Origin of the sequence: Grimontia kaedaensis, from assembly GCF_023746615.1 — a bacterium.
Classification (GTDB): Bacteria; Pseudomonadota; Gammaproteobacteria; order Enterobacterales; family Vibrionaceae; genus Enterovibrio; species Enterovibrio kaedaensis.
The window spans coordinates 2068738-2093827 of the sequence record NZ_CP082275.1 but is presented as its reverse complement, the minus strand read 5'-3'; the positions used below and the strand labels follow the sequence as shown (position 1 = coordinate 2093827).

At 46.6% G+C, this 25090-nt stretch carries 19 protein-coding genes; 7 read left to right on the top strand and 12 right to left on the bottom strand.

Annotated features, from left to right (window positions below):
- Window positions 1-10 precede the first annotated feature (10 nt).
- Genes K6Q96_RS09460 through K6Q96_RS09445 form a run of 4 tightly spaced genes read right to left on the bottom strand, consistent with a single transcriptional unit; the run spans window position 11 to window position 4091 of the window.
- Window positions 11-1864 carry a bifunctional sugar phosphate isomerase/epimerase/4-hydroxyphenylpyruvate dioxygenase family protein gene (locus K6Q96_RS09460; protein ID WP_251875255.1) on the bottom strand — a complete coding sequence of 618 codons (1854 nt, stop codon included), beginning with the start codon at window positions 1862-1864 and terminating at the stop codon, window positions 11-13.
- A gap of 3 nt (window positions 1865-1867) precedes the next feature.
- Window positions 1868-2323 (bottom strand): type II 3-dehydroquinate dehydratase, encoded by a 456-nt coding sequence (gene aroQ, locus K6Q96_RS09455; RefSeq protein WP_002541915.1) that lies wholly within the window; start codon window positions 2321-2323, stop codon window positions 1868-1870.
- Window positions 2324-2334: 11 nt separating this feature from the next.
- Window positions 2335-3399, bottom strand: coding sequence for a Gfo/Idh/MocA family protein (locus K6Q96_RS09450; RefSeq protein ID WP_251875253.1), 1065 nt, complete (start codon window positions 3397-3399; stop codon window positions 2335-2337).
- 41 nt (window positions 3400-3440) lie between these two features.
- Window positions 3441-4091 carry a GntR family transcriptional regulator gene (locus K6Q96_RS09445; RefSeq protein WP_251875251.1) on the bottom strand — a complete coding sequence of 217 codons (651 nt, stop codon included), beginning with the start codon at window positions 4089-4091 and terminating at the stop codon, window positions 3441-3443.
- Between the two features lie 301 nt (window positions 4092-4392).
- Here K6Q96_RS09445 and K6Q96_RS24865 point away from each other — a divergent pair, with 301 nt between their 5' ends.
- The 3 genes from K6Q96_RS24865 to K6Q96_RS09435 are packed head-to-tail and all read left to right on the top strand — an operon-like array spanning window position 4393 to window position 6325.
- Window positions 4393-4521 (top strand): hypothetical protein, encoded by a 129-nt coding sequence (locus K6Q96_RS24865; protein ID WP_002541910.1) that lies wholly within the window; start codon window positions 4393-4395, stop codon window positions 4519-4521.
- Window positions 4522-4532: 11 nt separating this feature from the next.
- A complete protein-coding gene (locus K6Q96_RS09440) occupies window positions 4533-5036 on the top strand; it encodes a TRAP transporter small permease (RefSeq protein WP_002541909.1) in 504 nt (167 codons plus the stop codon).
- Window positions 5033-6325 (top strand): TRAP transporter large permease, encoded by a 1293-nt coding sequence (locus tag K6Q96_RS09435; protein ID WP_251875249.1) that lies wholly within the window; start codon window positions 5033-5035, stop codon window positions 6323-6325. The genes K6Q96_RS09440 and K6Q96_RS09435 overlap by 4 nt, the downstream gene beginning before the upstream one ends.
- Window positions 6326-6397: 72 nt before the next feature.
- On the opposite strand, the gene K6Q96_RS09430 is transcribed toward K6Q96_RS09435, so the two are convergent.
- Both K6Q96_RS09430 and K6Q96_RS09425 read right to left on the bottom strand, forming a co-directional pair.
- Entirely contained in the window at window positions 6398-9325 is a 2928-nt protein-coding gene (locus K6Q96_RS09430; protein ID WP_251875247.1) for an ATP-binding response regulator, read from the bottom strand.
- Window positions 9318-10583 carry an acyl-homoserine-lactone synthase gene (locus K6Q96_RS09425; protein ID WP_251875245.1) on the bottom strand — a complete coding sequence of 422 codons (1266 nt, stop codon included), beginning with the start codon at window positions 10581-10583 and terminating at the stop codon, window positions 9318-9320. The genes K6Q96_RS09430 and K6Q96_RS09425 overlap by 8 nt, the downstream gene beginning before the upstream one ends.
- Before the next feature lie 318 nt (window positions 10584-10901).
- On the opposite strand from K6Q96_RS09425, the gene K6Q96_RS09420 reads away from it, so the two are divergent.
- The 4 genes from K6Q96_RS09420 to K6Q96_RS09405 all read left to right on the top strand — a co-directional run bounded on the left by K6Q96_RS09420 (window position 10902) and on the right by K6Q96_RS09405 (window position 15826).
- The gene (locus tag K6Q96_RS09420) at window positions 10902-11117 is read left to right on the top strand and encodes a hypothetical protein (protein ID WP_251875243.1); all 216 of its coding nucleotides are present in this window, start codon (window positions 10902-10904) and stop codon (window positions 11115-11117) included.
- A gap of 330 nt (window positions 11118-11447) precedes the next feature.
- Window positions 11448-12506, top strand: a complete 1059-nt coding sequence (locus tag K6Q96_RS09415) for an AraC family transcriptional regulator (protein ID WP_251875241.1) — start codon at window positions 11448-11450, stop codon at window positions 12504-12506.
- Between the two features lie 217 nt (window positions 12507-12723).
- Window positions 12724-14184, top strand: a complete 1461-nt coding sequence (locus tag K6Q96_RS09410) for a coniferyl aldehyde dehydrogenase (RefSeq protein ID WP_251875239.1) — start codon at window positions 12724-12726, stop codon at window positions 14182-14184.
- Window positions 14185-14254: 70 nt separating this feature from the next.
- Entirely contained in the window at window positions 14255-15826 is a 1572-nt protein-coding gene (locus tag K6Q96_RS09405) for an AMP-binding protein (protein ID WP_251875237.1), read from the top strand.
- Between the two features lie 194 nt (window positions 15827-16020).
- Here the strand turns inward: K6Q96_RS09405 and K6Q96_RS09400 are convergent, their stop codons facing one another.
- From K6Q96_RS09400 to K6Q96_RS09375, 6 genes are all read right to left on the bottom strand, one after another.
- Window positions 16021-17286 (bottom strand): outer membrane protein transport protein, encoded by a 1266-nt coding sequence (locus K6Q96_RS09400; protein ID WP_251875235.1) that lies wholly within the window; start codon window positions 17284-17286, stop codon window positions 16021-16023.
- Between the two features lie 242 nt (window positions 17287-17528).
- A complete protein-coding gene (locus tag K6Q96_RS09395; protein ID WP_251875233.1) occupies window positions 17529-19478 on the bottom strand; it encodes a bifunctional diguanylate cyclase/phosphodiesterase in 1950 nt (649 codons plus the stop codon).
- A gap of 61 nt (window positions 19479-19539) precedes the next feature.
- A complete protein-coding gene (locus K6Q96_RS09390; protein ID WP_251875231.1) occupies window positions 19540-20139 on the bottom strand; it encodes an OmpA family protein in 600 nt (199 codons plus the stop codon).
- Window positions 20140-20148: 9 nt separating this feature from the next.
- Complete coding sequence (locus tag K6Q96_RS09385) at window positions 20149-21495, bottom strand: TolC family outer membrane protein (RefSeq protein ID WP_251875230.1); 1347 nt, start codon at window positions 21493-21495, stop codon at window positions 20149-20151.
- Window positions 21496-21514: 19 nt separating this feature from the next.
- On the bottom strand, window positions 21515-22897 hold the full coding sequence (locus K6Q96_RS09380) for an HlyD family type I secretion periplasmic adaptor subunit (RefSeq protein ID WP_251875228.1): 1383 nt from the start codon (window positions 22895-22897) through the stop codon (window positions 21515-21517).
- The gene (locus K6Q96_RS09375; protein ID WP_251875226.1) at window positions 22890-25082 is read right to left on the bottom strand and encodes a type I secretion system permease/ATPase; all 2193 of its coding nucleotides are present in this window, start codon (window positions 25080-25082) and stop codon (window positions 22890-22892) included. Before K6Q96_RS09375 ends, K6Q96_RS09380 begins: the two co-directional genes overlap by 8 nt.
- Window positions 25083-25090 lie beyond the last annotated feature (8 nt).

Here is a 25090-nt window from a genome sequence, read left to right as displayed (position 1 = left end):
CTGTCGGTGATTAGCTCATTAACTCTCTAGCCTGCATCGTTAACCTCATCTGACTGTTTGCAGCACCAAATCCCTGATACCCGTTTCTTTGAACGATTTCGAAACAGAATCTACCGGCAAACATGGAAGTGTAAAGCTGGTAGAAGCTGCCATTCTCGTCTTCATCGTAAAGAATGTTATAGCGCTTGAGTTTTTCAATCACTTCATCAGAAAGGGTAAACCGGGCGGCCAAGTCATCATAATAATTGGCGGTGACGGGCATCGTCTCAGTCTGCTGTTTAGACATGAATTCGGCGGTGGCAAAAATATCCTTGGTTGAAAGAGCGATATGATTGACGCCAGTACCCGCGTATTGATCGAGAATTCGGCTGGATACGGTTCGCGAAGCTTGGGTACTGTTAAGCGTGAAACTTACCCCTTTATCAGGCGTTTGCAGGGCCTGACTTTTCACAAGCCCACCAGGGTCTGAAACGCTGACAGTTGGCATGGTTTTCATGCTAAACATTGCACGATAGAGCAGCACTGAGTGAAGCATTTCTTCGTAACTCATCGTGGTTGCCACATGGTCAACTTTGTTGAGGAAAGCGTGCTGAGTGGCGTCTTCATGCCATTTGAATTCGCGCTCCCAGTGAGGAGGCTGGTCGGCGTCATCCACCATATAAAGGAGGCTTTGACCTGGACCATAGATGGCAGGAATGCCATGCGTGTCATTTTCAGGGTTGCCGTAAACTGGCGAGAACTCGAGCTTCTTGGCTCTCTCCACCATATCGTTGACATGGGTACAGGTTAAACCAACAGCACATACGGAGACGCCATGCTGCTGGTGGAAGTTTTGGGCGAAGCTATCTGGTTCCATATTCATCACCAGATGGATGTTCCCCTGTTTCCACAACTCCACATCTTTACGTTTGTGAGTGGCGGCATGACAAAAGCCAAGTTGAGACAGCAACTTGGTCAATGCGAGCTTTTCATTGTCGCTGACGGCGAATTCAATAAACTGTACTTCGCTGGGCGGGTTGACACTCGGAATTTCAAGCGCTTCTGTATCAGCAGATTTTTCTGCCGCACGGTTGGCATAAACCAGTGAACGGTAGCCGTCTCGGGCGGTTTTTTCCGTCGAACCTGCACGGAATTGATCGTTGAAAATCTCCAGAGAGAAAGGCCCGTCGTAACCCGTCGCGTGAAGATTAGACACAAACTGTCCAATGGGAAGATCGCCCTGTCCAGGGAAGCAGCGGTAGTGTCTACTCCAACTGAGATGATCCATCGAAAGGCTGGGGGCATCCGCCACTTGCACGAGGAAAATTCTGTCGCCGGGAATGTTGAGCATGGTATCCAGCTCAGTCTGGCGAGAAAAGATGTGGAAAGTGTCGAGGCATAGCCCGACATTTTTGTGGTTGGCGCGACGCACAATTTCCCATGAGTCGCGGTAGTCATAAACGTATTTACCCCATCCCAAGGCTTCGTAGGCAACCCGCATATTGCGTTTGGCTGCGCGCTCGCCAAGCTCATGGAAATCATCTGCTGCGCGTTGAATACCGCCCAAAGCTTGGGGCGACACACTGCTGCAGACCATCAACAAATCGGTACCCAGTTCTTCCATCAGGTCAAACTTTCTTTCCGCGCGATCAAACGCTTTTTCCCGGTAAGGAGAAGGGAGGCCTTCGAAGTCGCGGAAGGGTTGATAGGTAACAACCTCAAGACCGTGATCGTCTAACATGCTTCGAATTTCGTGAACCGAACCGTTGTGAGTAATCAGATCATTCTCGAAGATTTCAATGCCACGGAAACCCGCTTTGGCGATGGCTTCGATTTTTTGTCTTAGGGTGCCTGAAAGGCAAACCGTTGCGATGGAGTAAATCATGCGTTATTGGCTCCCCAGCTTTGCGACCAGCCCGTCGATAGCTAGGGCGTAGCCTTCAATTCCAAACCCAACAATCACACCGACTGCGACAGGTGAAAGGTAGGAGTGATGGCGAAACGATTCACGAGCATGCACATTGGAAATATGAAGCTCAATCACAGGGACTTCAGCCGCTTTAATGGCGTCATAAAGGGCGATAGAGGTATGTGTGTAAGCACCAGCATTGAACACAACGCCGATCATGTTTCCTGTTTTCACTGCGCGGCCTGCATTGTGCAGTGCTTCAATCAGTTCACCTTCATGGTTACTTTGGAAGCACTCAACGACAATACCGTGTTTTGCACCGGTATCTCTGCATAGCTGTTCGACATCTGCCAAGGTACTGTGTCCGTAGAGTCCAGGCTCGCGTTGACCCAGCATGTTAAGGTTAGGGCCGTTCATCACTAGAATAGATTTCATGTCACGCCCTCCTATGCGATGTCGTCAATGTATACTGTGCGACCGGTTTTCACCGCCTCAACCACGGCTTCAGTCACGCGGAGGTTTTGCAGGCCGTCTCGCACCGTTACCAAGGGTTTTTCTTCTTTACGTATCACGCGGCAGAAGTGATTAAGCTGCTCAACCAATGGGTCTTTGCGGTGAAGCGACACGTCTTCACATTCGAATGGTTTCCACCATGAGCGATCTTCTTCGTTTTTGTAGTATTTGAGACGCATGGTTGGCACTGAAATCGAACCGCTGGTGCCGGCGATGTGATAACAATCTTCATCGGGATAGCTCGCGTAGGCTTTATTTTCCTGCGAGGTTTGTTCCCAGCTTTGACCAGAGCCTGCGGTGTCTGAGAGCAGGAAAGTACCGAGTGCACCGTTGGCGAAGCTGAGATTGATCGAAACAGTATCTTCGACTTCGAACTGACGACGGCGGTTGGACGCCATGGACTGTACAGCAATGATTTCGCCACAGAGGTAACGTAAGTTGCCGATGTCATGAATAAGGTTAATCAGAATGGGACCGCCACCTTCCTTGGTTCGCCATGGCGCGGCCACAAAGTAATCATCAGGTTTGTAGAACATGGCGCTGCCATGAGCGGCCACCACTTGGCCAATAGCGCCCGTTTCAATGATTTCACGGGTACGTTTGATGATCGGGCTGTGCATGCGGTGATGACCAACCAGCAAAGTGTCCCAGATGCCGGGTTCTTTGGTGGCGATGTCGAGTAATGAGTTGGCTTCTTCAACAGTGTGAGAAACTGGCTTCTCAATCAGTGCCGGCATGCGATATTCAATACAGAGCTTTGCTTGCGGGACATGCAGATTATTTGGGGTTGCGAGGATAACGCCATCCGCCAAACCTGAATCAAGCAATTCCACAAGGGTTTCAAAGTGGGGCACGTCATAGTCTTTGGCGAGTTCAATGCTCGCTTCAAACGGATCGACAATGGCGGCTAAGTCACACGCATTGCTCTCCGAGACGAGTCGAATATGATTTTTGCCGATCAATCCTGCTCCGACGACGGCGATTCTTGGCTTCTCCATTTACTGTTTACTTCCTTGTTATGATTATGATGCGACAGGCTTTACTGTCGATTTTGGGTACTTGTTTCTTTCATTCGGGTAAGGAAACCGCCTAGGTGGGTTTCCAATGCTTTCACACAGCCATCGAGGTCGCGTTTCAACGCCGCTTCCAACACGCTTTGGTGTTCATCAACCACGTATTTGCCACGAAATCCTTCTGTACGAAGTTCCATGACGACAAACTGCCTGAATTGATCGTAGACCTGTCTGTGGTAGTGCATGTGCAATTCTGACTGGCATGCGCCAATCAAAGCCGCATGAAATTCGTAATCACATCGGTGCCACATCATGAAATACTCATCGATGTTTTCTCGCATTTTGCTCTCGACGTGTTCGAGTTTGTGGTGGGCAGCAACCAGATTGCTTTCCCATTCCATATCGCCGTTAGCAAAAGACGCGCGGGCACCGTCCGTTTCAAGAAGAATGCGCAGTCGGGTGAGTTCTTCCATCTTTTGGATTGAAAAGCTCGCGACATGAAAGCCTTTCTGGCCTTCTGCAATCACCAATCCTTCAGAGGAAAGTCTTGTCAGGCTTTCGCGCAACAGATTCACACCACTGCCGTAGCGTTCTTTCAGCGATTCCATTCTGAGTCGGCTTCCCGGCTCAAATTCACCTTTCAGTAAATCCGTGCGGAGTGTTTCGTACAGCGTCATTTGTCCATGCCTCAATGAAACTGAGTTCTAGAGAGAGAAAATTACGTCGTGTCAATCACGATGCTTTTTCAGTTTTACTCCCTAAATTTCTCCGCATCTGTCTCATTAATGTGAATAGGCTAAAAATCTAAAAATATCCCCTAATTTAAAAAATAGGTGACGTTTTAACAAATGAGACACAATTGGGTAACAAATCCACAATCACATCGTCTAGGCTAGTTACAGGTCAATAAGGGCGAATCCTGTCAGGCTTCGTCTAAAAACAAAGAGGCAGTAAGTCTCTGACAACAAGGAGTGAAGTATGGAAGGACTCTGGGACAGGGAAGGCTGTCGCCACGGATTAGGGCGGGGAAATACCAAGGTCGACTTGGTGTTTCCTGAACTAAGCATCCAACGCTTTAGTTTGATTGCCGACATGCACAACAACTAGGGAGCCATGTTGTGAAAACGATTCTGCACTGGTTACAGCGAATAGCAGATGGCGTTGCAGTCACCATGTTGGCGGTAATGTTCCTTCTCTTTTGCGCGCAAATATTTTCCCGCTATGTCTTGAATGATCCGATTGGCTGGTCGTCAGAAGTGCTTCTGACTTTATGGCTTTGGGTTATTTTCTGGGCTGGCGCGTTTTGTCTGCGTCATAAAGATCACATTCGCTTTGATCTTCTCTTTTTAAATGTGCCTGGGAAGGTACAACGTACTTTTCTGATCCTGTCTGCATTGGGCATCATCATCGGTTTCGGGATGAGCTTTTTGCCGACGTGGGACTACATCACGTTCTACAAAATCAAGAAAAGCGCGATTCTGAAATGGCGCCTTGATTATGTATTCAGCATTTACGGGATATTCCTTGGCGCGATTATCCTCCGCTACGGTCTTGCACTGATTCAATTCTTGAATCCGAACTACAAAGTGCAAGAAGACAAGGATGAGCAGGTGGAAGAATGAGTTTAGCTTTAACACTATGTCTGGTGACAGTGCTGTTGCTGGCGGCTTTCGGTACGCCGGTATCTTTCTCCATGATTATTGGCGCCATTGTTTACTTGGCAGTCAGTGGTCAGGACTTGGCGCTGGCAGGCGAACAAATTATTCAGGGGTTCTACAACAGCTTTATTCTGCTGGCTGTGCCTCTTTTCATTGCTGCAGCGAACATTATGAACGCAGGCAGTATTACGGACAGACTACTCCAGTTTTGTGTCGCAATGGTCGGCCATTTCCGTGGCGGCTTAGGGCACGTTAACATCGTTTCTAGTCTGATCTTCTCGGGTATGTCGGGTTCTGCAGTGGCAGACGCCGCGGGTGTAGGCCGCGTTATCATTAACATGATGACCAAAGATGGCCGTTATCCGCCATCTTACGCAGCGGCAATCACTGCCGCATCAGCGACAATTGGGCCTATCATCCCGCCTTCGATTCCGATGGTTATTTATGCGTTGGTGTCCGATACCTCAGTCGGTTACCTCTTTATCGCGGGTTTGGTGCCGGGTCTTCTAATGGGTGTGGTTCTGATGGGTCTGAACGCCTATATGGCCACCAAGATGGATATCCCAAAAGAGCCTCGTACTCCGATGAAGGATATCCCGCGTATTACGTTCCGCGCATTGCCAACTCTGATGATGCCAGCGATTCTGCTGTTCGGTATCTACGGCGGTATTACCACCCCGACAGAAGCGGCGGCAGTGGCAGCGGCTTACGCGTTGATTCTGGCAGTAGCGTACCGTTCAATCAGCTTCAAGCAACTTTACTTGGCGCTGAAAGAAAGTGCGTACTCTTCGGCATCTGTGGGTTTGGTTATCGGTTCTGCACTGATCTTTAACTACATCGTAGCGACGGAGAACGTGCCGACCGCGATTGCAGAAATGATTACGGCAGCAGACTTGTCACCGCTGCAGTTCTTGCTGATTGTTAACCTGATTTATCTCGGATTAGGCTTCCTGCTGGATGCGACGACTGTGATTCTGGTTATCGTGCCACTGTTCGTGCCAGCCTGTCGTGAATTGGGTATCGACCTTGTTCACTTCGGTGTAGTGACCATTGTTAACTTGATGATTGGCTTGATTACGCCACCTTACGGGGTCTTGTTGTTCGTGATAAACGGCACAACCAAAATCCCGCTGGCGGGCATTATCAAGCAAGTGATTCCGTTCATCTTTGTTCTGCTGGCAGCGCTGTTCATCATGATCTTGTTCCCAGACTTGATCCTAAGTATGCCAAGGTTGATGGGCTATCAGGGATAGCGATTCCACCTGGTAAATAGAAAGAAAAGGCCTTTATGGCCTTTTCTTTTGTCTGTATTTCAAGGTTCGTTTTTAATGTTTGGTATCCGGTTCATTCTGCATTGATTTGGATGATACAAAGCTATCAACTAACCATTTAGTGAGCGTTTTAAGAAGCTGCTGTTTGGTAATCGGTTTAACCAAGTGATCCTGCATGATTTCACGAATCGCCATAGTCACTTCTTCACTGTATTCCCCCGAGAGAGCAATCACAGGAATTGGGCCAACTAAACGACGGATTTCATGGGTGGTGTCGATACCATTTCTACCTGGCATATGGATATCCATCAGGATGAGGTCGAAGTTCTCATTCTCCACTTTTTGAATCGCTTCATCACCTGACGCGGCTTCATCAACTGTAATGCCCTCGCTGGTGAGATACGCTTTAACCAACATGCGGTTGACCTGCATATCGTCAACCACCAATACACGCTTGCCAATCAAACTGCCAAGTTTGGCGAGTTTGCCCTCATCAATGAGGTTTTCGAATGAATGCAGGAAAGTGAGTTTGTCGAACACGCCTTCAATTTCGCCCTGAACCAAATGCTCTGAGAACTCGGTTGGGTCACTGTCTTTTGCGCCAAATACCAGAACTGGCGTGACTTGCGCATGGTGGCCTAAATCACCCGTCCGCAGTGCTTTCACCAGCCCGATGTCTTTCGCCAGCTCTGATTGTTCCAACACGATGAAATCGACAGGTTGATTGAGCTCATGAGTAAAACCGGTCTCGACATCGTTGGTAAAACAAACCTTAATGTTCAGTGCGCCCAGTTCCTTGGAAAGCCATCTTCCTGGCTCAGGCTGAGCAACAATAAGGCAAGATTTACCTACAACATATTGTTTGATACGACCCTGCGTTTCTTCATCTTGCTCGTTTTGATCGACTGAAGGGAAAGTGAGGATAAACTCGGTAAATTCTCCTTCAACAGATTGGCATCTGATACTACCGCCAAAAGACTCCATGACACGTTTGCAGTAAGACAGGCCAAGGCCATTACCTTGCTTCTTACCACTGGTATAGAATTCATCGAAGACGTGGGTGACCTGAGTCGCTGAGATTCCCGGACCAGTATCTATCAAGTGAACCGTATTCCCATCTGCCGTTTGCGTGAAGTGAATCCCGACACGGCTTTCAGGGTAAGCATCGAAGTAGTAGACCGCATTCTTGAGTAGGTTTAACAACACGAAGCTGTATAGCGTGTCGCTGCCGTGGAAGAAGAAGTCCTCCTCGAGACTCAGGTCGATCCTGTCTCTGTGGTCTTCGCTATAAAAGCTGAAATCCTTGAGTGCCTGAGATGTCAGCTCACCCACAGAGTGATATGAGAAAAGACTAGTGCTTATGTCATCTCCACGAAGCTCGTCAAGAATGGCGTCAATAAAGCGGGTGCCGAGTTGCACCGCTTTTTTACCTTCAGACAGTTCCTGATAAAGCTTCTTCATATCCTGAGATGCAAAAGGTGCGAGTGACCCATTTTCAACGCCGAACATATCGGCATCGATACGTTCAAAGTGATATTTAATTTTCGTCAGTGGATTGCGGATCTCATGGGCGATGGAGCCAGCAAGCACCTGAGATTTACGCACTTTGTCTTCTGTGACAATGAATCGGTTTGCCTCATCAAACAGTCGCTGTAGACCCATGATTTCTTCACTGGAAAAGAGATCGTTCTCTTTCTCTTTTGAAACCATATACAGGTGCGTAACTTCGTTCTTCTCGTTCGTAATGGGAAGGACCAAAGAGGTGCCAGCGTTTACCATAGCGCGGGTGACGTCACGGAGCTCTTCCTGAGCTTCCGGGTTTTCGTGCTTGATCTCGTACTCCAGCTCCTCTTTGACCAGCACTGAACGGTCACCATGGAAGCAGGAGAGGAAAAGGTTATTCTCTTTCGAATTACTCCCTACTTTCTGAATTCGGCCAAACTTGGCTTTTAGCACCTTGTTAAGTTGGACCACTGCATCATCTGTTGAATAGCGGAAATCACCAATCAAGTTACAGATGTTTTCAACCGGGTTACCTTTCTCTTTGTAGAAAAGTCGGTTGACCTGAGCGCGGATGAACTTATGGGAACGATTCCAGTACATACCTGTAAGGACCGTCCAAACCACAAACAGCAAGCTCTCCATTTGGAAGTGTCGTGTCGTTAGTAAGGATATCGGTACGATATATAAGGCAGCATTCAACATGAAGCTGACGGAAATCATCGCGATATAGCGACTGCTGTAGAAGCGGTTATGCAGCAGGGCATAACCGACCAACAACGCCTCAATAATTGACAGTGCAGGCGGAACCCAGACAACGGAAAAATCATTGAATAACACTGGGATAAGGAAGTGCGCCATAAAGGTGGAGAAAATAAAAGCCACCATGCCTAATACCATGTATTTGGCTTTAATCTGCTGCAGTTTGATCTTACTTCGGCTGGAGAGAACGAAGTTGGTCAAAGTCATGATAATCAGCAAAATTAGAATGCCAAAGAACACTCCACTGGTGGGGCCGAATCGGATAACAAAGTTGCCAATGTCATAGACATCAACGGATACCACATTCAGCCCGGGTGTCAGGTTGGTCAGCAATGTAATGAGGCAGGTAGCCTGGAAGAACAACCAATGCCAGCGTTTAATCTGAAAACCTTCCCGCTCCGAAACCAAGCGGCATGAGAAGAGATAAGCAAACGCAAATGCGAGACCAGAGAACATGTTGGCGGCCAGTGCCATGATGGTGGCAGCGGGATCGCCAAAATACACGAGCAAGCCGGATTGGAAATAGGCGTTAGATAATATCCACGCCGAAATAAACATGGTGTAAAGCCTATATGGGCGATATAAAGGCCGGGTGATCCCTGACCTGTTTTTAGCCAAGGCACGTGCAAAGTTGGTCGCCCAAATTGCAACAATACCGGCAATCGCGACCAAGAAAATCGCTATATAGTTATTGGAAATTACCTGTATTAATTCATGCATCGGCCGAAGCTCTCGCGAGTTTTCGCATCGAAATGATTCTCTTGTTGTAATCTCTGAAGCTGTTTTCTTCGAATGCCTGACTCATCGGCCCTGTGAAGACAATTCCCTGATAGGTGGTCAAGGCGGTTCCCGCTACATGCTGTTTGCAGACTGCAACGTAGGGAAGGATGTTGTTACTGTCGTTATTCACAGATTGATAGAACCCGAGGATAGAAGGTTGTTCGACGATGGTATAAGCCACTTCAAGGCCAATATCGGCGAGTTTCAATGTCAGATATTTGAGTGTCAGGTAAAGGACATGGTTCAACTTTTCACGTGGACCGCTGATTGCCATTCTGATGATTTCACAGACAGCTTGCTTTTGTGCAACAGCGCGCAAAAGAGAATAATCAAATTTCTCAACAGATTCAGTGTTTACTTTATTTTTCAACTGGTTGGAAAAAATTCCGGATCTTTCTAACGTACGGATTTTCTCATTTGATAAGGTCAGAGTCCAACTATCTGTTTGGAAAAATGGGTCAAAAGTTAGCCAGTTGTCATGCTGTGCATAGCGTTGGATAAGTGCTGAAGAAAGCAGTAATGGGGCGCTACCACCTACATCCTGATACAGAATGAAGTGTTCACCTGACGCAGAGATATCAAGGTAGTAAAGCATTTCGTACCAATGTTGCTGCTTAACGAAGGTTTCAAGATTGATTAGCACATTGGCAAGAGACAGTACCATTGGATAATGCGAGTGACTGGTCAGGAAAAGTCGCTCGTCATTTCTAATGTCCTCTACTACTTCGTAGCGGTACATCTCACTCTCGTTTTCCATTTCTGCTGAAACAGGTTGCTCTTCGTAGTGTACCTGAAGGTTTTGTCTTGCTTGCTCGTTAATTTGAAACGCTTTAAATTCAGCCCAACACATCAGAATGTCGCCATAGAACGCCATTGCAATGCGTTCGATGTAAAGGAAAAGAGATGGAAGGTTTTTAATCGGGCGGATCCCGTTTATCGACTCAGCAAGTGAAGATTTAAGCGTGGTGTAGAGGTTACCTCGTGGCGCTTTAGGATCCTGTGCTTGATGAATCTCGTTAACACGGTAAGAAACAATTTTTTCGAACAAGTCAAAGTAATGATTTTCATACATATATTGGTTTATATACTGCATGAAGGCACGCTTGTTTTTTTCTGTTGGCTGCGCTGCACTGAGAGAGACGATTTTCTGTTGCAGAGTGATTTGAGTGTAAGGAGGTGTAATATTGATGTCGTACATACTTAATTCCTCGACGTGGTTCAATAAAGTCCAGTTAAGTGTACGATCACTTTGCTACAGCTATTAGATGAGACTGGCAATTGTCTACTTATTGAAACAGTTACGAAGGCTTACATAAAAGAGAGCGATTGCTTGTTCATAAGTCTTTGACGGGGTTGATAGATCAGCGGGTTCGGGTCTTACCATTTTTTATGACAATCATACTGCCAAATTTTACAGACATAAGAATTGCTGCAGTTAGTCAGTTTTTTGATACAACTTTTGTGGGAATCTATCACTATTTTAATGGGGTGTTTCCTGTGCCCGAGAGGAGCCGCCATGAGTGAGAAGAATGCATTTACTGAAGTGGTCGACATGCACCACGGAGGTATGAATAAGTTGGAAATTGCGAATGAGCTGTCGCAGAAAGGGTGGGGCTTCTATGATGCCTTAGAATTTACAGAGAGTGTGTATGAGAATGAATCGCTCTCAGATCCCATCAGAATGGGAAGTTCTTTGGAGGAAATGCGAAAACAGCCGCCAATAGATATCTGATATTGATCAGATGAAAGCCAGCTTATGATTGCTGGCTTTCTTTTTAAAATTATATGGATAGAAGTATCCGCTCACTAATCTCTTCTCTTTTTGACAAGTACATATTTGCTTATCTTGTTCGCTTCACGCGAATGATTTTTTACTGAGAAAATCGCTTCATTAATGCGATAAACGGGCGTTTAAAGTCGAATTATCACTGAATTTTGAACCCCACCATTTCTCTCCCGTTCAGCTACACTATTTTTAACTTGTGCAACATGGTTGTAACATTGATGGGATGTATATCTTTCCACTCTATTGAGTGGAGGGTATTTCAAGGAAGTGACTTGTATGAACGCATATTATTCAACATTAAGTGGTTGGCTCATCCCCGTTACCAGAGCGATGAAAAGCTTTGATATTGATCCAGTAGATACACTGGAGAGATTCTGCATTTCTCCTTCAGAGGTCAACGATCCCGAGGGAAGGGTATGTGTGCAGAGTCTGGGTAATCTCTTCGCCTACTGCAACAATAAGGTGGGGAGCCGGGCGTACAATATTGAAGTCGCTAAAAGCTTCCATCCTTCCGTACTACATGCACTGGGTTACGCTGTGCAGTCGGCATACAGCCTTCAGGAAGCATTAGAACGGTGCGCGCAATATAAACGAGTGGTTTCTAACTGCTGCAACATGTATGCCTTTGAAGAGGGGGAGGATGATTTTGTCGCCGACCTTGAGGTCTACCGATATGCTGATAGCGGCAGGCAAGTACTGACGCCCCACATGATAGAAGCTTTCCTTGCAACCTTGGTTCAGGTCTCCCGCGACATTGTTGGACATGATTTCAAACCCATCAAAATCCAATATAACTTTGAACCTATAGGCACTGATTGCGAGGTGGTTTCGGAGTTCTTTGATTGCCCTATTGAATATGGCTGCGACCGTAACGCAGTGGTCATGGATGTTGAAGTGGCCAAAAGCCAAGCCTATGGCAGCAACCCAGTTATGAACCAAATGCACCTCGATATGTTAAACAAGTTCATGTGCAGGGTAGACAAATCTAATATTTCATTTCAAATAGAGAGCCGGATTGTTGAAGAGCTTCCTCTAGGAGCGCCCTCACAGGCAGATGTGGCCAAACAATTGGGACTGAGCTTGAGGAATTTGCAGCGAAAATTGAATGATCAGGGAACCTGTTACAAAGAGCTTCTTGATAATACGCGCAAACGCTTGACGATGAATTACATACGTCAGCCTCATATGAGCATCAGTGAAATTGGTTATTTGGTCGGTTTTTCCAATGTGGCGAATTTCAACCGGGCATTTAAGCGTTGGGAAGGTTGTGCGCCGGGAGAATATCGTCACCGCTACCTTTCTTCCAATACTCTCGCAGAAACGTGTCGACATTAACTCAAACTGATACCGAGAAAGGGCGCCGAATGGCGCCCTTTCTTTCATTTCACTCTCAATAAGTCGAGAAGATAATCCTTTGGCACAAATTAACAAGTTGTTCTGACAGAGGTAGCGCATATTGAAGATTCAGTATCGCAATAGAAATGAGCCCTCTCCATTCTGCTGTTCTTGTTGGACTTGGCTGAATCAAGGAGGAGGCATTAGGGAGAACCAAATGAGCAACGCTGAACAACTCTCTGACCTTATGGTTGCTGAACACCAATCGATGAATAACGACAGTCTGATGACCACCATGTATGGCATTCAAAAGCATGCGTTTAACGAAGAGAGGTTTCCTACCTATGAAAGCCGGGTAGAGGATCTAAAAGCGCTCAAGTCGGCAATTCACCGTGAAAAAGAAAATCTGCTCAATGCGCTCGCCAAGGATTTTGGCTACAGGAGCCACGAGGAAAGTATACTCGGCGACATATTCTCCTCTCTTTCCTCTATTGATTACACAATCAAACACTTACGGGGATGGATGAAGCCACAAAAGCGAAACGTCGGGATTGTCTTTCAGCCTGCTAAAGCCGAAATTCACTATCAGCCATTGGGTGTCGTTGGGATTATTGCTCCTTGGAATTACCCCGTCTTTCTGACCGTTGGTCCACTGGTGGCAGCGGTCGCTGCGGGAAATCGGGCCATGATTAAAGTGTCTGAATTCACGCCTGCCACGAATGCAGTGTTGGAGGAGATGCTCAGCAGTGTTTTTGCAAACGACAAAGTTTGTGTTGTGCAAGGTGATGCGAACATCGCGAAGTCATTTTCAGAATTGCCGTTTGACCATCTGCTCTTTACTGGCTCCACACAAGTTGGCCGTCATGTGATGCTTGCGGCGGCAGATAACCTTGTTCCAGTGACACTGGAACTTGGCGGCAAATCGCCAGTGATCATCGATAGCGACATACCGTTGGGTGAAGCCGTAAAACGCTTTATCTACGGTAAAACCATGAATGCTGGCCAAACCTGCGTAGCGCCAGATTACATTTACTGTCCGCATGATCGCGTAGACAGTTTGGTGAAGGAAATCAGTCATCGCTATGAATCTATGTATCCCTCTGAGCTTGGTGACGATAAACGCACCCGGGTGATCAATGCGAAACAGTTCGACCGTTTGATGGGGTATTTGGAAGAAGCCAAAGCGCAAGGGGCGCAGGTTATTCATCTTGGAAGTTTGGATGTAAAGCCTGAAGACGGCTTTATACCCCTGACGTTGATATTGGGTACCAAACCTTCAATGAAAGTCATGCAGGAAGAAATCTTTGGACCCATCCTTCCCATTGTGGGTTATCAGAGTGTGCAGGATGTCATTGATTCTATTAATAACAATCCAAGACCTTTGGGTTTGTATATACAAAGCTTCGACAAAAATTTCCAACGCCGTTTTCTAAAGGAAACACATGCTGGTGGCGTTTGCATTAACGATGCGGCATTCCATGTCGTCGTCGACGATTTGCCATTCGGTGGTGTGGGCGACTCCGGAATAGGTAGTTATCACGGGGTAGAGGGATTCAGAACATTTTCACACTGCAAGTCAGTGTTGGTGCGAGGGAAACTCTTTTTTAGCGACATGCTGTTCCCGCCTTACGGAAAGAAAATGCATCACTTGTTCAATAAGTTCTTTGTTAGCGAGTGACAGTGTCACATAGCACTAATGTTAAGACCCAAGCCCTCAGTGGGAAGAACAAGCATCAAACAGAAGGATAATGAACGTGACACAAGGTGAGTTAAACAACCGCGCCACAATGGCGACGTTTATTGAAAGTGCCTGCGATAAATACGCAGACAGAATTGCATTCTATTGCGGACCACAAAGCCTGACTTATCGTGAAGTGGAGGAAAAATCCCGACAACTGGCAGGCTGGATTCAAAACAATACAAACTTACAACCCGGTGATCGGATTGCTATCCAGCTTCCGAATATTCTGGATTTTCCAATTGCTGCGTTTGCAGCCTTGCGCGCTGGATTGATTGTTGTGAATACCAATCCTCTGTATACCCCCAGAGAAATGCAGCATCAGTTTACGGATTCTGGTGCAAAAGCTTTGGTTATCTTCGCGCCGCTTTCCGCCCCTTTGGCATCAGTCATCGACCATACCGATATTGAGCTAGTGATTTATGCCAAAGGTGGCGGTTCGGCTTCAGTACCCAGCGAGCGTGATATCCAGCAGGTAGATTTGGACAGCATTCTCGTCTCTGATGCCGCGATATTTTTCCCACCGAACATTGATGCCGAAGCGATTAGCATGCTTCAGTACACAGGTGGCACGACGGGCAGGGCAAAGGGGGCATGCCTTACTCATGCATCCGTATTGGCGAACATGGAGCAGCTTGAAGAACGCTTGAGCAACGTTGTTGTGCCGGGTGAAGAACTTTTTGTTTGCCCATTGCCGCTCTACCATATCTATGCATTTGCAGTGAACCTCATTCTGTTTTTCTCTCAGGGAAATACCAATATTCTGATCCCGAACCCGAGAGATTTAGATGCCTTTGTTTCTCAATTGAAGCCGCATAGATTTACCGGCTTTGCGGGTATTAACACCTTATTTGTTGGACTTTGCCAGCACCCAGAATTCCGTGAACTGGATTTCTCTCACCTCAAAATCACGATTTCAGGCGGGACTGCTTTGATTGATGCGGCACGTCTTGGTTGGGAAGAGGTGACAGGTTGCACTATCACCGAAGGGTATGGCATGTCTGAGACCTCACCGGTTATAAGCCTGAATCATCCTGGTAGCGAGCACTATGGCACTGTGGGTGCACCACTGATCAACACCAATGTAGAAATCTGGGATTTGAATGACCAGCCATTACCTGATGGCGAAGTGGGCCAAATCGTGTTGAAGGGCAAACAGGTGATGAAGGGCTATTGGAATAATCCAGAAGAAACCACTCAGGTTTTGACGTCTGGTGGTTTTTTTAAAACCGGTGACATGGGTGTCGTTCTTGAAGACGGATGCATTCAGATTGTCGACCGCCTCAAAGACATGGTGCTCGTTTCGGGCTTTAACGTTTATCCAAGCGAGGTAGAGCAAGTGCTTTGCGCTTACCCCGATGTGTTGGAAGCCGCTGTAGTCGGCGTGTCTGATGACACGACAGGAGAGGCAGTAAAAGCCTTCATTACAGCAAAAGAGACGTTAGAGCTGGCCGACCTTGAAACCTTCTGTCGTCAGAATCTCACTGCCTACAAAGTACCTAAACAGGTGGTTGTGGTCTCTGAGTTGCCGAAGACGGCTGTTGGTAAGATCCTTCGAAAAGATCTTCGCGCTAATGCCTAGCAGCAACAAGCCCCTAGGGGTTGTTGCTGCTAGGGTCATCAGACCCTAACTGTCTTTCTGTCCTTTACTTTTACTCGTCTTTTCCGGTGCAAATGCGCCGGCTTTTTTTCCTGTTTTTTCATTGTTGTTTGTTGGTCTGAAGACACAAAAAAGCCCGCGAGGCGGGCTTTATCAAGGACGGTTATGTTCTGTTTTCAGAAGCGGTAGTTTGCTTGTGCACCAACAATCAGCAGATAGCCTTTTGCCGTGTAGTCATGGTTTGCCGTGAATAAGCTGGTTTCAGCAAAAGACTCATCTGAGCGGTCCATGTAAGCCAATCCAAAATCAAACGACCAGTTGTCATCAAGTTGGTAATTCATACCTGTCGAATACCAATAGGCGTCTTGGTCTGGGATGCTAAGTGTTGTTTCACCCGCTTTTTCATCGAGCGCAAAGCCAGCGCGAAGTTTGATGGCAGGATTAAGTTGATACATCGCACCAATTGCCCACCGCCAGCTGTCGTTATACTTCTCAGGCTTCAGAAAACAAATGCCACCATTGATACTACAATCGCTGCTTGATGCACTGAATTCCTTGTACTCACTCCATTGGGTCCAAAGGGCGCTGTAGTGAATGGCAAGCTTATCATTAAGCTGGTGGAAGCCAGAGAACTCTGCAATTGTGGGGAGTGGTACATTCGAAACAGCCGTGGTTGAACCTCCACCTGGAATGGCTACGCCGGGACTGAAATCTGTGAAAGTACCTTCAAGTTTCAGGTCGATACCAGCACGATAGGAGAGGCCGAACCGGTTGCTTTCATCCAGTTCCAACAGTGCGCCTACATTCCACCCAAAGGCCCAGTCATCACCGTCCCAGCTGAGAATCTTGTCTGAAGGCTGTGCGCCAAAGTTGTCCGCGCCTCCACCGTAATGCCTATTCACTTCGCCACTTGCGTAAACCAGGCTAATACCTGCGCCAAGACTCAGCATAGGGTTCACCTGATAAGCGACGGCAGGGTTGATGTTCACAGTGAATAGCTCGGTATCACCGCCTATATCGCCAGCGAGGAATTCATTATTCAGGTCGGTGCCAAGCCCGTAGTTGGCATATAGACCCAAGCCCACGGCCATCTGGTCATTCAGAGGATGAACGTAGTAGCTTGCAGGCACAAATTGGGAAGGAATAATGTCTGACGAGGACTGCGCTGCAGAGTTACCCGTTACGTCGATTTCTGCGTCAAAGTAAATCATTGAACCGGAGAACTCTGGACGATCAAAGAGCGTCATCATGGCGGGGTTTCGCCCCATCGATGCAGCGCTGTCACTGACAGCCGCTTCACCAGCATAGGCGCGCCCAAGCCCGCTAACTGAATCAAATGCGATTTGGTAGCCCGCAGCGTTTGCTTGACTGACAGTGAGCGCAGACAACACAAGCGTCGCTGTCGTGGAAAGGGGGAATACTCTTGCTTTCTTTACTGCCATAACGACCTCCATAGCTGAAGTGAATCCTTTGATTTTTAAGCGCTTACAAGGACATAAGATTTAATATTAAGCAGTGAAGGCTTGGTCAAGTTAGTCCTGCTGTGCCAGAGGTTTATCTCCAGAGTGGATAAGACTGGCGGCCGGAAAGACTGTGGACTGACTATGGAGGGCAGTGGGCTGTCTTTAATGGAGTCACTTTCTTTCAACGGAACGAAAAAGAGGCCAACTGGCCTCTATACGTTTCATGCGATTTTATTGCTTCCTTGTTGTAAAGCATCAAGCGGTTCCGGAGGCGAGATGAAGCCGTAATAGGCGGTGATACGAGTATCGGAAAATCGCTTAAGTTGCTGCTTGTATTCTACTGCCGAGGCAATGACATCAATACCTAGGCTGGATGCCATTTTTATCATAGGTTTGAGCAACAGGTGGTTGCTATCATCATTACTGTGCAGCATGAACGAATGGTCGAGTTTAACAAAATCTGGATTCAAAGATCTTAGGTAAGACACCGAGGCCAAATGTTGCCCAAACCGATCGATGCCGTACCTCACGCCCGCTTCTCTCAAAGCACGACATGCGGCTTCACAGTTTTTGGGGTTGTGGCAAGCGATAGCTTCAGCAAACTCAAATGAAAGGCGGTGTTTCAGTTTGCTAACGGTTAGCGTACTTGTCAGCCAGCTTATAAATTCGGGATCTTTGATACTGTCTGCCGTTAAATTGACAGAAAATGGCGCGAAGTGCCCGTTATTATCCAACACTGAGATGGAATGATTAACCACAGCCCGATCGAAACTGGTCGCTAATGACAAACGGGATAGATCGGATATAAGTTTGCTGGCAGGGATATAGTCTCCGTTAACTTCTATCTTAGTGAATACTTCGTAATGCTCTATTTCTTTTGATGTTGTGGCAAAGATAGGTTGTACCGAGAATTGAAACGAATTTGCTTTGATGGCTTCTTTCAATTTCGTATCAATTTCGTCTTGAGAGAGCTCTTTTTCTGAGAGAGAAAAAGAGAATACTTTTTGCTCCTTTTCGGCCTCAATAAGTGCGGAATTTGCTCGTTCAAGAAGTGACGACAAGGTGTCATCTTGATTTTTTTCTGCCACGCCAATTGTAAACCCGTTAGCAATTGGCATCCCATTACCTATTATCTCTGCATTTATTGCGCGAATAAGTTCACCTAATATTGACCTTGCTTGTCGTTCGTGAACACTGGGGATGAGAATGGCGATTTCTGCTTTGCCCAGTCTAGCGGCGACAGCGTCATTAGAAGCAGGCAATATATTTTCAAAAGACCTTCCAAGCGACCTGAGGCAGTCGTTGAGACTCTTGGTACCTTGACTTGGATTGATGCCTTCAAGCCATTTCAAGTTAATCATCATCAGAACACCACAGTCACCATCCGACAACCAACTTTCGATTTGGCGGGTCAGGAAACTTCGGTTTGGTAAGCCAGAACCCTCATCGAATAAATACTTGGTGCGCAGTGTATTGATTTCTTCACTTAACGTTTCAAAGAGGCTCTGAAGTTGTGATGACATGTCATTAAATGCATAAGTCAGTGCTGATAAGTCGCGATACTTGGACGTCGGTAAACCACCTGAAAAATCAAGTTTAGCGATACGTTTTGCTTCTTTGGTCATGAGAGAAATAGGGGAGAGCATTCGCTTCAATGTTAACCTTACAACCAAGGTCGCAATACCAATGATAAATGCTGAGTATATGGCGAAGGTGCTGGTTAATTCCCAAAGTGCTGCATTGGCATGAGTAGGACTGACAGTGATAGATAGTACTGCTAACTCAGTCCATCCATTTTTGATCGTTGTTGTGTGCCATATTGGCTCAAGGAAAACGAGTGAAGCGAACCATTCAGGCACTATGTCCGCCTCATTCATCGCATAGTCCCAGCTCTGCAGTTTGCCATCAATAGCCCATTGCAAGGTCACTTTATCTACTAGGTTGTCTTGAGTTAGCACCGACGAAAAGAAGAGTTCGCTTTTCTCTACATCGCCTGTCTCCAATATAGGTATCAAGGCTAAGCCTAGATTGTGCAGGGTATTATTGGCATGTATTTCCAGCTCCTGTCGCAGGAACGTCAGGTTCATTACAAACTCTGTTACCGCCAAGATTGAACAAAGAACCAATAGCGTCGCGCCTACCACAAGCGTAATTTTGTTAGTTATTGTCATGCGTAGTCCCATTTTCGGGTATCTTTGACGATTAAATCTCTGGGGGATGAATCCTTTAGATTCACTCCTCCACACCGGTATATATAGTCCATTTCATTGGTGTCTTTTTATCGCTAGTTCTAATGTCAGCAATCACCCTACGATTTTTCTGATGTGCTTCCTCGGTGTTAGCGACGTCCAATAAACGCTCTTCTCCATAACCCACTGCCTGGATGCGGTTCCGTTCAATGCCATGCAGAGACGACAGTAGGTACGAAATTGATTGAGCTCTTTTCAAAGACAAAGTTTTATTAACGTATGCTGGCCCTTGTGAACTCGCATGACCTTCGATTATCACTTCTGTATGCGGGTGCTCTATCAGAAAATCAGCCACTTTTTCGATTTCAGGATAGTACTTGGGGTTCACATAGGCGGAACCGTTGTTAAAGAGAACATTCAAAGTGATACGTTCGCTCACCGCTTTAACACCGGAACAACCATAGTTATCAACGCTAGCTCCTCTTATGGTGCCATCGCACTTTTCTCTTGCTTCTATTACTCCATCCAAGTCCAAGTCTCTCAAGTCACTGGGTTGTTTAGCGTTTTCTGGAAATTGCTTTATTGCTCCGCTGCATCCCGTAAGGATAGCCAATAGCATTGCGGTCACTACAAATCTCATCATGACTTCTCCTTACTGGTTATTACCGGTCTCGGAATCAACAGGTGGTTGAACTCGCAAAGAAGAAAGCAATCGACCTGTTGAATTAAGAATGCGGTACTCCGCGATAAGATAGTCATATTCTGCTGTCAGATAGTCTTTTCTCGATTCAAACAGCTCGTTTTCTGAGTCCAAAAGATCGATCAGAGTACGTTGACCTAAACCAAACTGGAGCTCATAGGCGCTTTGCGTTTCAAATGAGGCCGTAACGTGTTCTTTGAGATAACCCATTTGCTCTATCAAGGTGATTCGCGCATGCCAAGCCAATCTCGTGCCTTCAACAACATCCCTAATGGCTCTCTGACTCACCTCTTTGGATTCGCCAATCCGGTAAGCCATTTCCCGCTCGAACGCAGTATCTCTTCCACCGTTGTACAGGTTGTAACGCACGCGAACCATTGCCTGAAGGTCATTATCGTGGCCTAGCGTGCCACCAATGTCGTTATTCCAGTTGCCGTTAAGCTCGAGACTGACCTCGGGATAATAAGAGGATTTGGCAGCTTCTCGTTGGAATGTAGCGGCTTTGATATCTGAGTAAGACACTTTAATGGTGGGGTGCTCTTTTTCTGCAATTGCAATGGCGTCGGCAAGATCAATGGGGATAAGGTCAGCATCAGGTAGAGGAGCAGTCAAATTTTCTGGTGGAGCATTGACCACCCTAATGTAGTTGCTTCGCGCATCCATCAGATTGTTTTTTGCTGCAACTAGGTTTGACTTTGCTCGAGCTACGCGTCCGGTTATCTGCGAAAGATCTGCTGAAGAACCAAGGCCAGAATCTGTTTTCTCTTTAATCTGATCATAAATAATTGCATGGCTTTCCAAATTGTCTTCAGATAGCTCTACGACTTCTTTTGCCTGGATGTATCGTATATAAACTCTAACGGTTTCCAGCGCCTGGTCTTCAGATGTCGCAATAAGGTTCCAATATCCTGAATTTGCTTCTGCTTCCGTTCGATCAACTTCATTTAGCGTTTGAAAACCACTAAACAGGGCCTGTCGGATACTGACTCCTGCTTCACCGGGAGTAAGTTCATCGTCTTCGCGACCTGCCGCGCGGGTGGATGGGCTATTTGATTGTTCCCAACCATAGCCTGCAGTCAGATCGACAGTGGGTAGAAAACCGGCAAAAGCTTGGTCAATTTGCTCTTGCTGAGCATTGTATGAGTGATATGCCCGACGCACCTCTGGACTGGACGTTAGCGCTTTTGCAACGGCCTGCTCCAACGTATCCGAATAGCTTGTGTTCGGCGCCAAAAGCACGAAAGGTAGAGCGTATTTCACAAAACAGGTGGATCGCTTGTTACTTATATTTTTGATCATTATAAACAAACTCCTGAGCTTATCGTTCGCGAAGAGCAGACTCTCGGGCACGTAAAATAGGATTCAGAATGTAATCCAAGACTGTTCGCTTACCGGTGACGATATCTACACTGGTTAGCATGCCAGGTATGATCGGCATTGAAGTACCTTCTTTATCTTCGAGGTTAGAAACATCAGTTCGCACTCTAACCAAATAAAAACTGTTTCCTTTTTCGTCTTGTGTGGTGTCGGCACTGATGTGTTCGAGTTTTCCATTTAGCCCGCCATAGCGTGTGTAGTCATAAGCGGTGACTTTGACAACAGCGGGTAATCCCGAGTGTAGGAAGGCGATATCCTTAGGTTGTATTTTCGCTTCAATAAGCAATTGATCTTCATTTGGGACGATTTCGAGAATATCTTTACCTGGGCTGACGACACCTCCTAGAGTATTGATATGTATCGTTTTAATTGTGCCGTTCACTGGAGAGGTGATAATGGCTTTATCCACTTTGTCCTGGGAGCCGACTTTAGCTTGCTCCAACCGGGACAGTTTCGCTTCAAGCTCGCTGATTTGAGTGAGGTTTTCATTCGTGAAAGCTAAAACAGCTTCACGTCGTTTTAGTATTGCTTCATCTTGTCCTGCTTTGAGCTTGGGGCTGAGTTGGTGTAATGCTGCTATTTCCCCCCGCATGTCATTAACCTGTCTTTGCAGCTTTAAAAGCTCTATCTCAGGGACAATCTTTTTCTTCGCCAAAGGTTTTGTTAGTTCATACTCTCTTGCGATGAGTCTGGCACTGCCCTCGAGTGTTTTGATTTTTGTCTTTAGCTCTTTTATCTCTTGTTGCTTTTGAAGAACATGACGCGACTCGATTTCAATCTTGTTCTTCAAATCATCCAAATGCGCTTGGTATTCAAGTTGTTGACGTTTAATCAGCTCCGGTTCTTCCTTAATGAGACTTTCGGGGAAGATCAGCTGTAAAGGCTCAATCAAGATTTGCTCTTCCCAAGCAACATCTAGGCTCTGTAATTGAATACTCGCCAGTTCTTGTTGTAGCCGAATAATGTTGGCATTTAGGCTAGCGTCCTCTTCCTCCTGTTGGGCCACATCAGAACGGAATCGGGTATCATCGATACGAGCCAGTGGTTGACCTTTTTCGACGATCATCCCTTCTTTGACGTACATTTCTTGCAAAATACCGCCGTCAAGACTTTGAATCAGCTGCACTTGTGAGGAAGGGATTACTTTTCCTTCTCCACGGGTGACTTGATCAAGTGATGACAACGAGGCCCACACAATGAAAGAAGCGACCATAATGATGAGAAGCCAGACAACGATGCGATATTTACCGGGAACATCCATCATCATGGCGCCATATATATCGTCAGCCATGTCGATGTGTTCATTGTCTTGTTTTTTACTCATTATTGGCTTTTCTCCTGCTCTGACCATTATTGGTTGAGTTCTGAGACAGCTTTTTAAGGACGACTTCCCTTGGACCGTCTAGGATGACTCGCCCCTTATCAAGAACAACGACACGATCGACAATATCAAGAAGCGACATTTTGTGGGTGACCAGTATGAGTGTTCTTTCTTTACTGACCTGCTGCATTGCGCGGATAAACTGCTTCTCTGCAAATGCATCCATAGAAGCTGTTGGTTCATCCATCAATAGCATGGAAGGGTCATTCAGTATGGCTCTCGCCAGTGCGACTGCTTGGCGTTGGCCACGGGAGAGTGAGTTACCACCTTCGCCCACTTGTTTATCCAAGCCTTGCGAATCCAAAGATGTGAAATGAGAAACGCCAGAGAGCTGTACTGCTCGGATCAACTGGTGCTCGGTGACCTGACGTGTCCCGAATAGGATATTATCTCGAATGGTACCGTGGAACAGCGTGATGTCTTGAGGCATGTAGCCGACGTTTCTGCGCAGATCCGCCGGGTGAATTTGCTTTGAGTCGATGCCATCGAACCTGAGACTTCCTTGGGTAGGTTGGTATAACCCAGCGAACATTTTAAGAAGCGTCGTTTTACCTGAGCCGTTTTTACCAATAATGGCGACACTTTCACCTTCATTGATTTTTACTGAACTTGGGTAAATAACGGGCTCTTCTTCTTCATTGAAAGCAAAAGAAACACCTGCGCATTCAATTTGACCTTTCAACTGCCTACGGCTTATTAAATGGCCTTTGTCCTCGTATTCATCCTCTTGATCCATTAAAGCATCAAGTTGACGGAGTGAACTCATGGTCTGGTTTGAACGGGTAAGGAGGTTAGCTAATGACGCCATCGGGGAAACGACTCTGCTCGATAACATTACAGCTGCAATGATACCGCCCATAGAAATATCGCCTTGTGAAACACGAAAAACCCCAAGAATGACAACAGCGACGGCCGTCATTTGTGTCACAAAGGTAGCGAGATAAGAGACTGACTGGGAGGTTTTCTTAACCTTGAGTCCCCAAGTTGCAGAGTGAGCGATCATTTGCTGCCAAGTCTTCTGCACGATACCCTCAGCCAAATTCGCTTTGATGGACTCCATAGCACTGAGGCTTTCTATCAAATGGCCGTTTTTTAAGCCTGCAAATTTGTTGCTTTCCTCAATCGCAGCTCTCAACTTCGGTTGGATGGCACAGGCATAACCAACGATTATCAGCCCTGAAACCAACGGAACAAAGGCTAAATCACCAGCAAAGATGTAGATAATAAATAGGAAAAGAATGGCGAAGGGGAGATCGACTAGGGTAGTGATTGTGGTGGAAGTTAGCATTTCCCTCACACTGTCAAATTCTGAGATTTGTTTTGCCATTCCTCCGACACTGGGACCGCGTCTTTCCAGCGGAATTCCTATTGATTTAGCAAAAATGCGTGAAGAGACGACAATGTCGATTTTCTTTCCCGCATTGTCGATGAGCATACTCCGCACATAGCGGAGTATGTAGTCGAATGTAAAGGCGATTGCAGCACCACTGGCAAGAACCCACAACGACTCAAAGGCTTGGTTAGGAAGAATTTTGTCATAAACATTCATCATGAACAGTGGCGATACCAACGCAAAGATGTTGATGACCACTGAGGCTAAAAGCGCTTCACGATAGATTGGGGATGCTTCCTTTACCATCGAAAACAGCCAATGTCCTTTCTTGGTGTGTAAATGCACATCAACGCTTTGGTCGCCTCGATATTGCTTTTTAACCAAGATGGCATAGCCGATGTACTGCGATTCAAGCTCTTCTTGCGAGAGTTCAGTTTCTCCACCCGTATCGGGTAGTTGGATAATCGCAGTGCCTGTCTCTTGGTCCAAGGAGCGTAATATACACGCTCTTTGATCGACGAGAAGCAGGACACAAGGTGTCAGCATTTCACCAATAGTGTTGAGTGGCTTTCTAGCCACTCTGGACACTAAGCCCGCACGAGACGAGGCTTGAGGGAAAAGCTCGGGTGTCAAACGAGCTTCTCTCATTGGCAAGCTAGCGACTAATGCTTCTCCTGAACAGGGAGCCCCATAGTGCTCGGTCAAAATGACCAAGCACTCTAATAAAGGGTCTTCTGCAGTTTGCACTGAACCAGGAATGTTCCACTGGGGTTTTACATTGTCTGCTAATTGCAAAATTTAAC

Excerpts from the sequence above, each read along its gene's own strand:
- K6Q96_RS09460 (WP_251875255.1), bottom strand. The coding sequence starts at position 1,864 with ATGATTTACTCCATCGCAACGGTTTGCCTTTCAGGCACCCTAAGACAA.
- aroQ (WP_002541915.1), bottom strand. The coding sequence starts at position 2,323 with ATGAAATCTATTCTAGTGATGAACGGCCCTAACCTTAACATGCTGGGT.
- K6Q96_RS09450 (WP_251875253.1), bottom strand. The coding sequence starts at position 3,399 with ATGGAGAAGCCAAGAATCGCCGTCGTCGGAGCAGGATTGATCGGCAAA.
- K6Q96_RS09445 (WP_251875251.1), bottom strand. The coding sequence starts at position 4,091 with ATGACGCTGTACGAAACACTCCGCACGGATTTACTGAAAGGTGAATTT.
- K6Q96_RS24865 (WP_002541910.1), top strand. The coding sequence starts at position 4,393 with ATGGAAGGACTCTGGGACAGGGAAGGCTGTCGCCACGGATTAGGGCGG.
- K6Q96_RS09435 (WP_251875249.1), top strand. The coding sequence starts at position 5,033 with ATGAGTTTAGCTTTAACACTATGTCTGGTGACAGTGCTGTTGCTGGCG.
- K6Q96_RS09430 (WP_251875247.1), bottom strand. The coding sequence starts at position 9,325 with ATGCATGAATTAATACAGGTAATTTCCAATAACTATATAGCGATTTTC.
- K6Q96_RS09425 (WP_251875245.1), bottom strand. The coding sequence starts at position 10,583 with ATGTACGACATCAATATTACACCTCCTTACACTCAAATCACTCTGCAA.
- K6Q96_RS09420 (WP_251875243.1), top strand. The coding sequence starts at position 10,902 with ATGAGTGAGAAGAATGCATTTACTGAAGTGGTCGACATGCACCACGGA.
- K6Q96_RS09415 (WP_251875241.1), top strand. The coding sequence starts at position 11,448 with ATGAACGCATATTATTCAACATTAAGTGGTTGGCTCATCCCCGTTACC.
- K6Q96_RS09410 (WP_251875239.1), top strand. The coding sequence starts at position 12,724 with ATGAGCAACGCTGAACAACTCTCTGACCTTATGGTTGCTGAACACCAA.
- K6Q96_RS09405 (WP_251875237.1), top strand. The coding sequence starts at position 14,255 with ATGAACGTGACACAAGGTGAGTTAAACAACCGCGCCACAATGGCGACG.
- K6Q96_RS09400 (WP_251875235.1), bottom strand. The coding sequence starts at position 17,286 with ATGGCAGTAAAGAAAGCAAGAGTATTCCCCCTTTCCACGACAGCGACG.
- K6Q96_RS09395 (WP_251875233.1), bottom strand. The coding sequence starts at position 19,478 with ATGACAATAACTAACAAAATTACGCTTGTGGTAGGCGCGACGCTATTG.
- K6Q96_RS09390 (WP_251875231.1), bottom strand. The coding sequence starts at position 20,139 with ATGATGAGATTTGTAGTGACCGCAATGCTATTGGCTATCCTTACGGGA.
- K6Q96_RS09385 (WP_251875230.1), bottom strand. The coding sequence starts at position 21,495 with ATGATCAAAAATATAAGTAACAAGCGATCCACCTGTTTTGTGAAATAC.
- K6Q96_RS09380 (WP_251875228.1), bottom strand. The coding sequence starts at position 22,897 with ATGAGTAAAAAACAAGACAATGAACACATCGACATGGCTGACGATATA.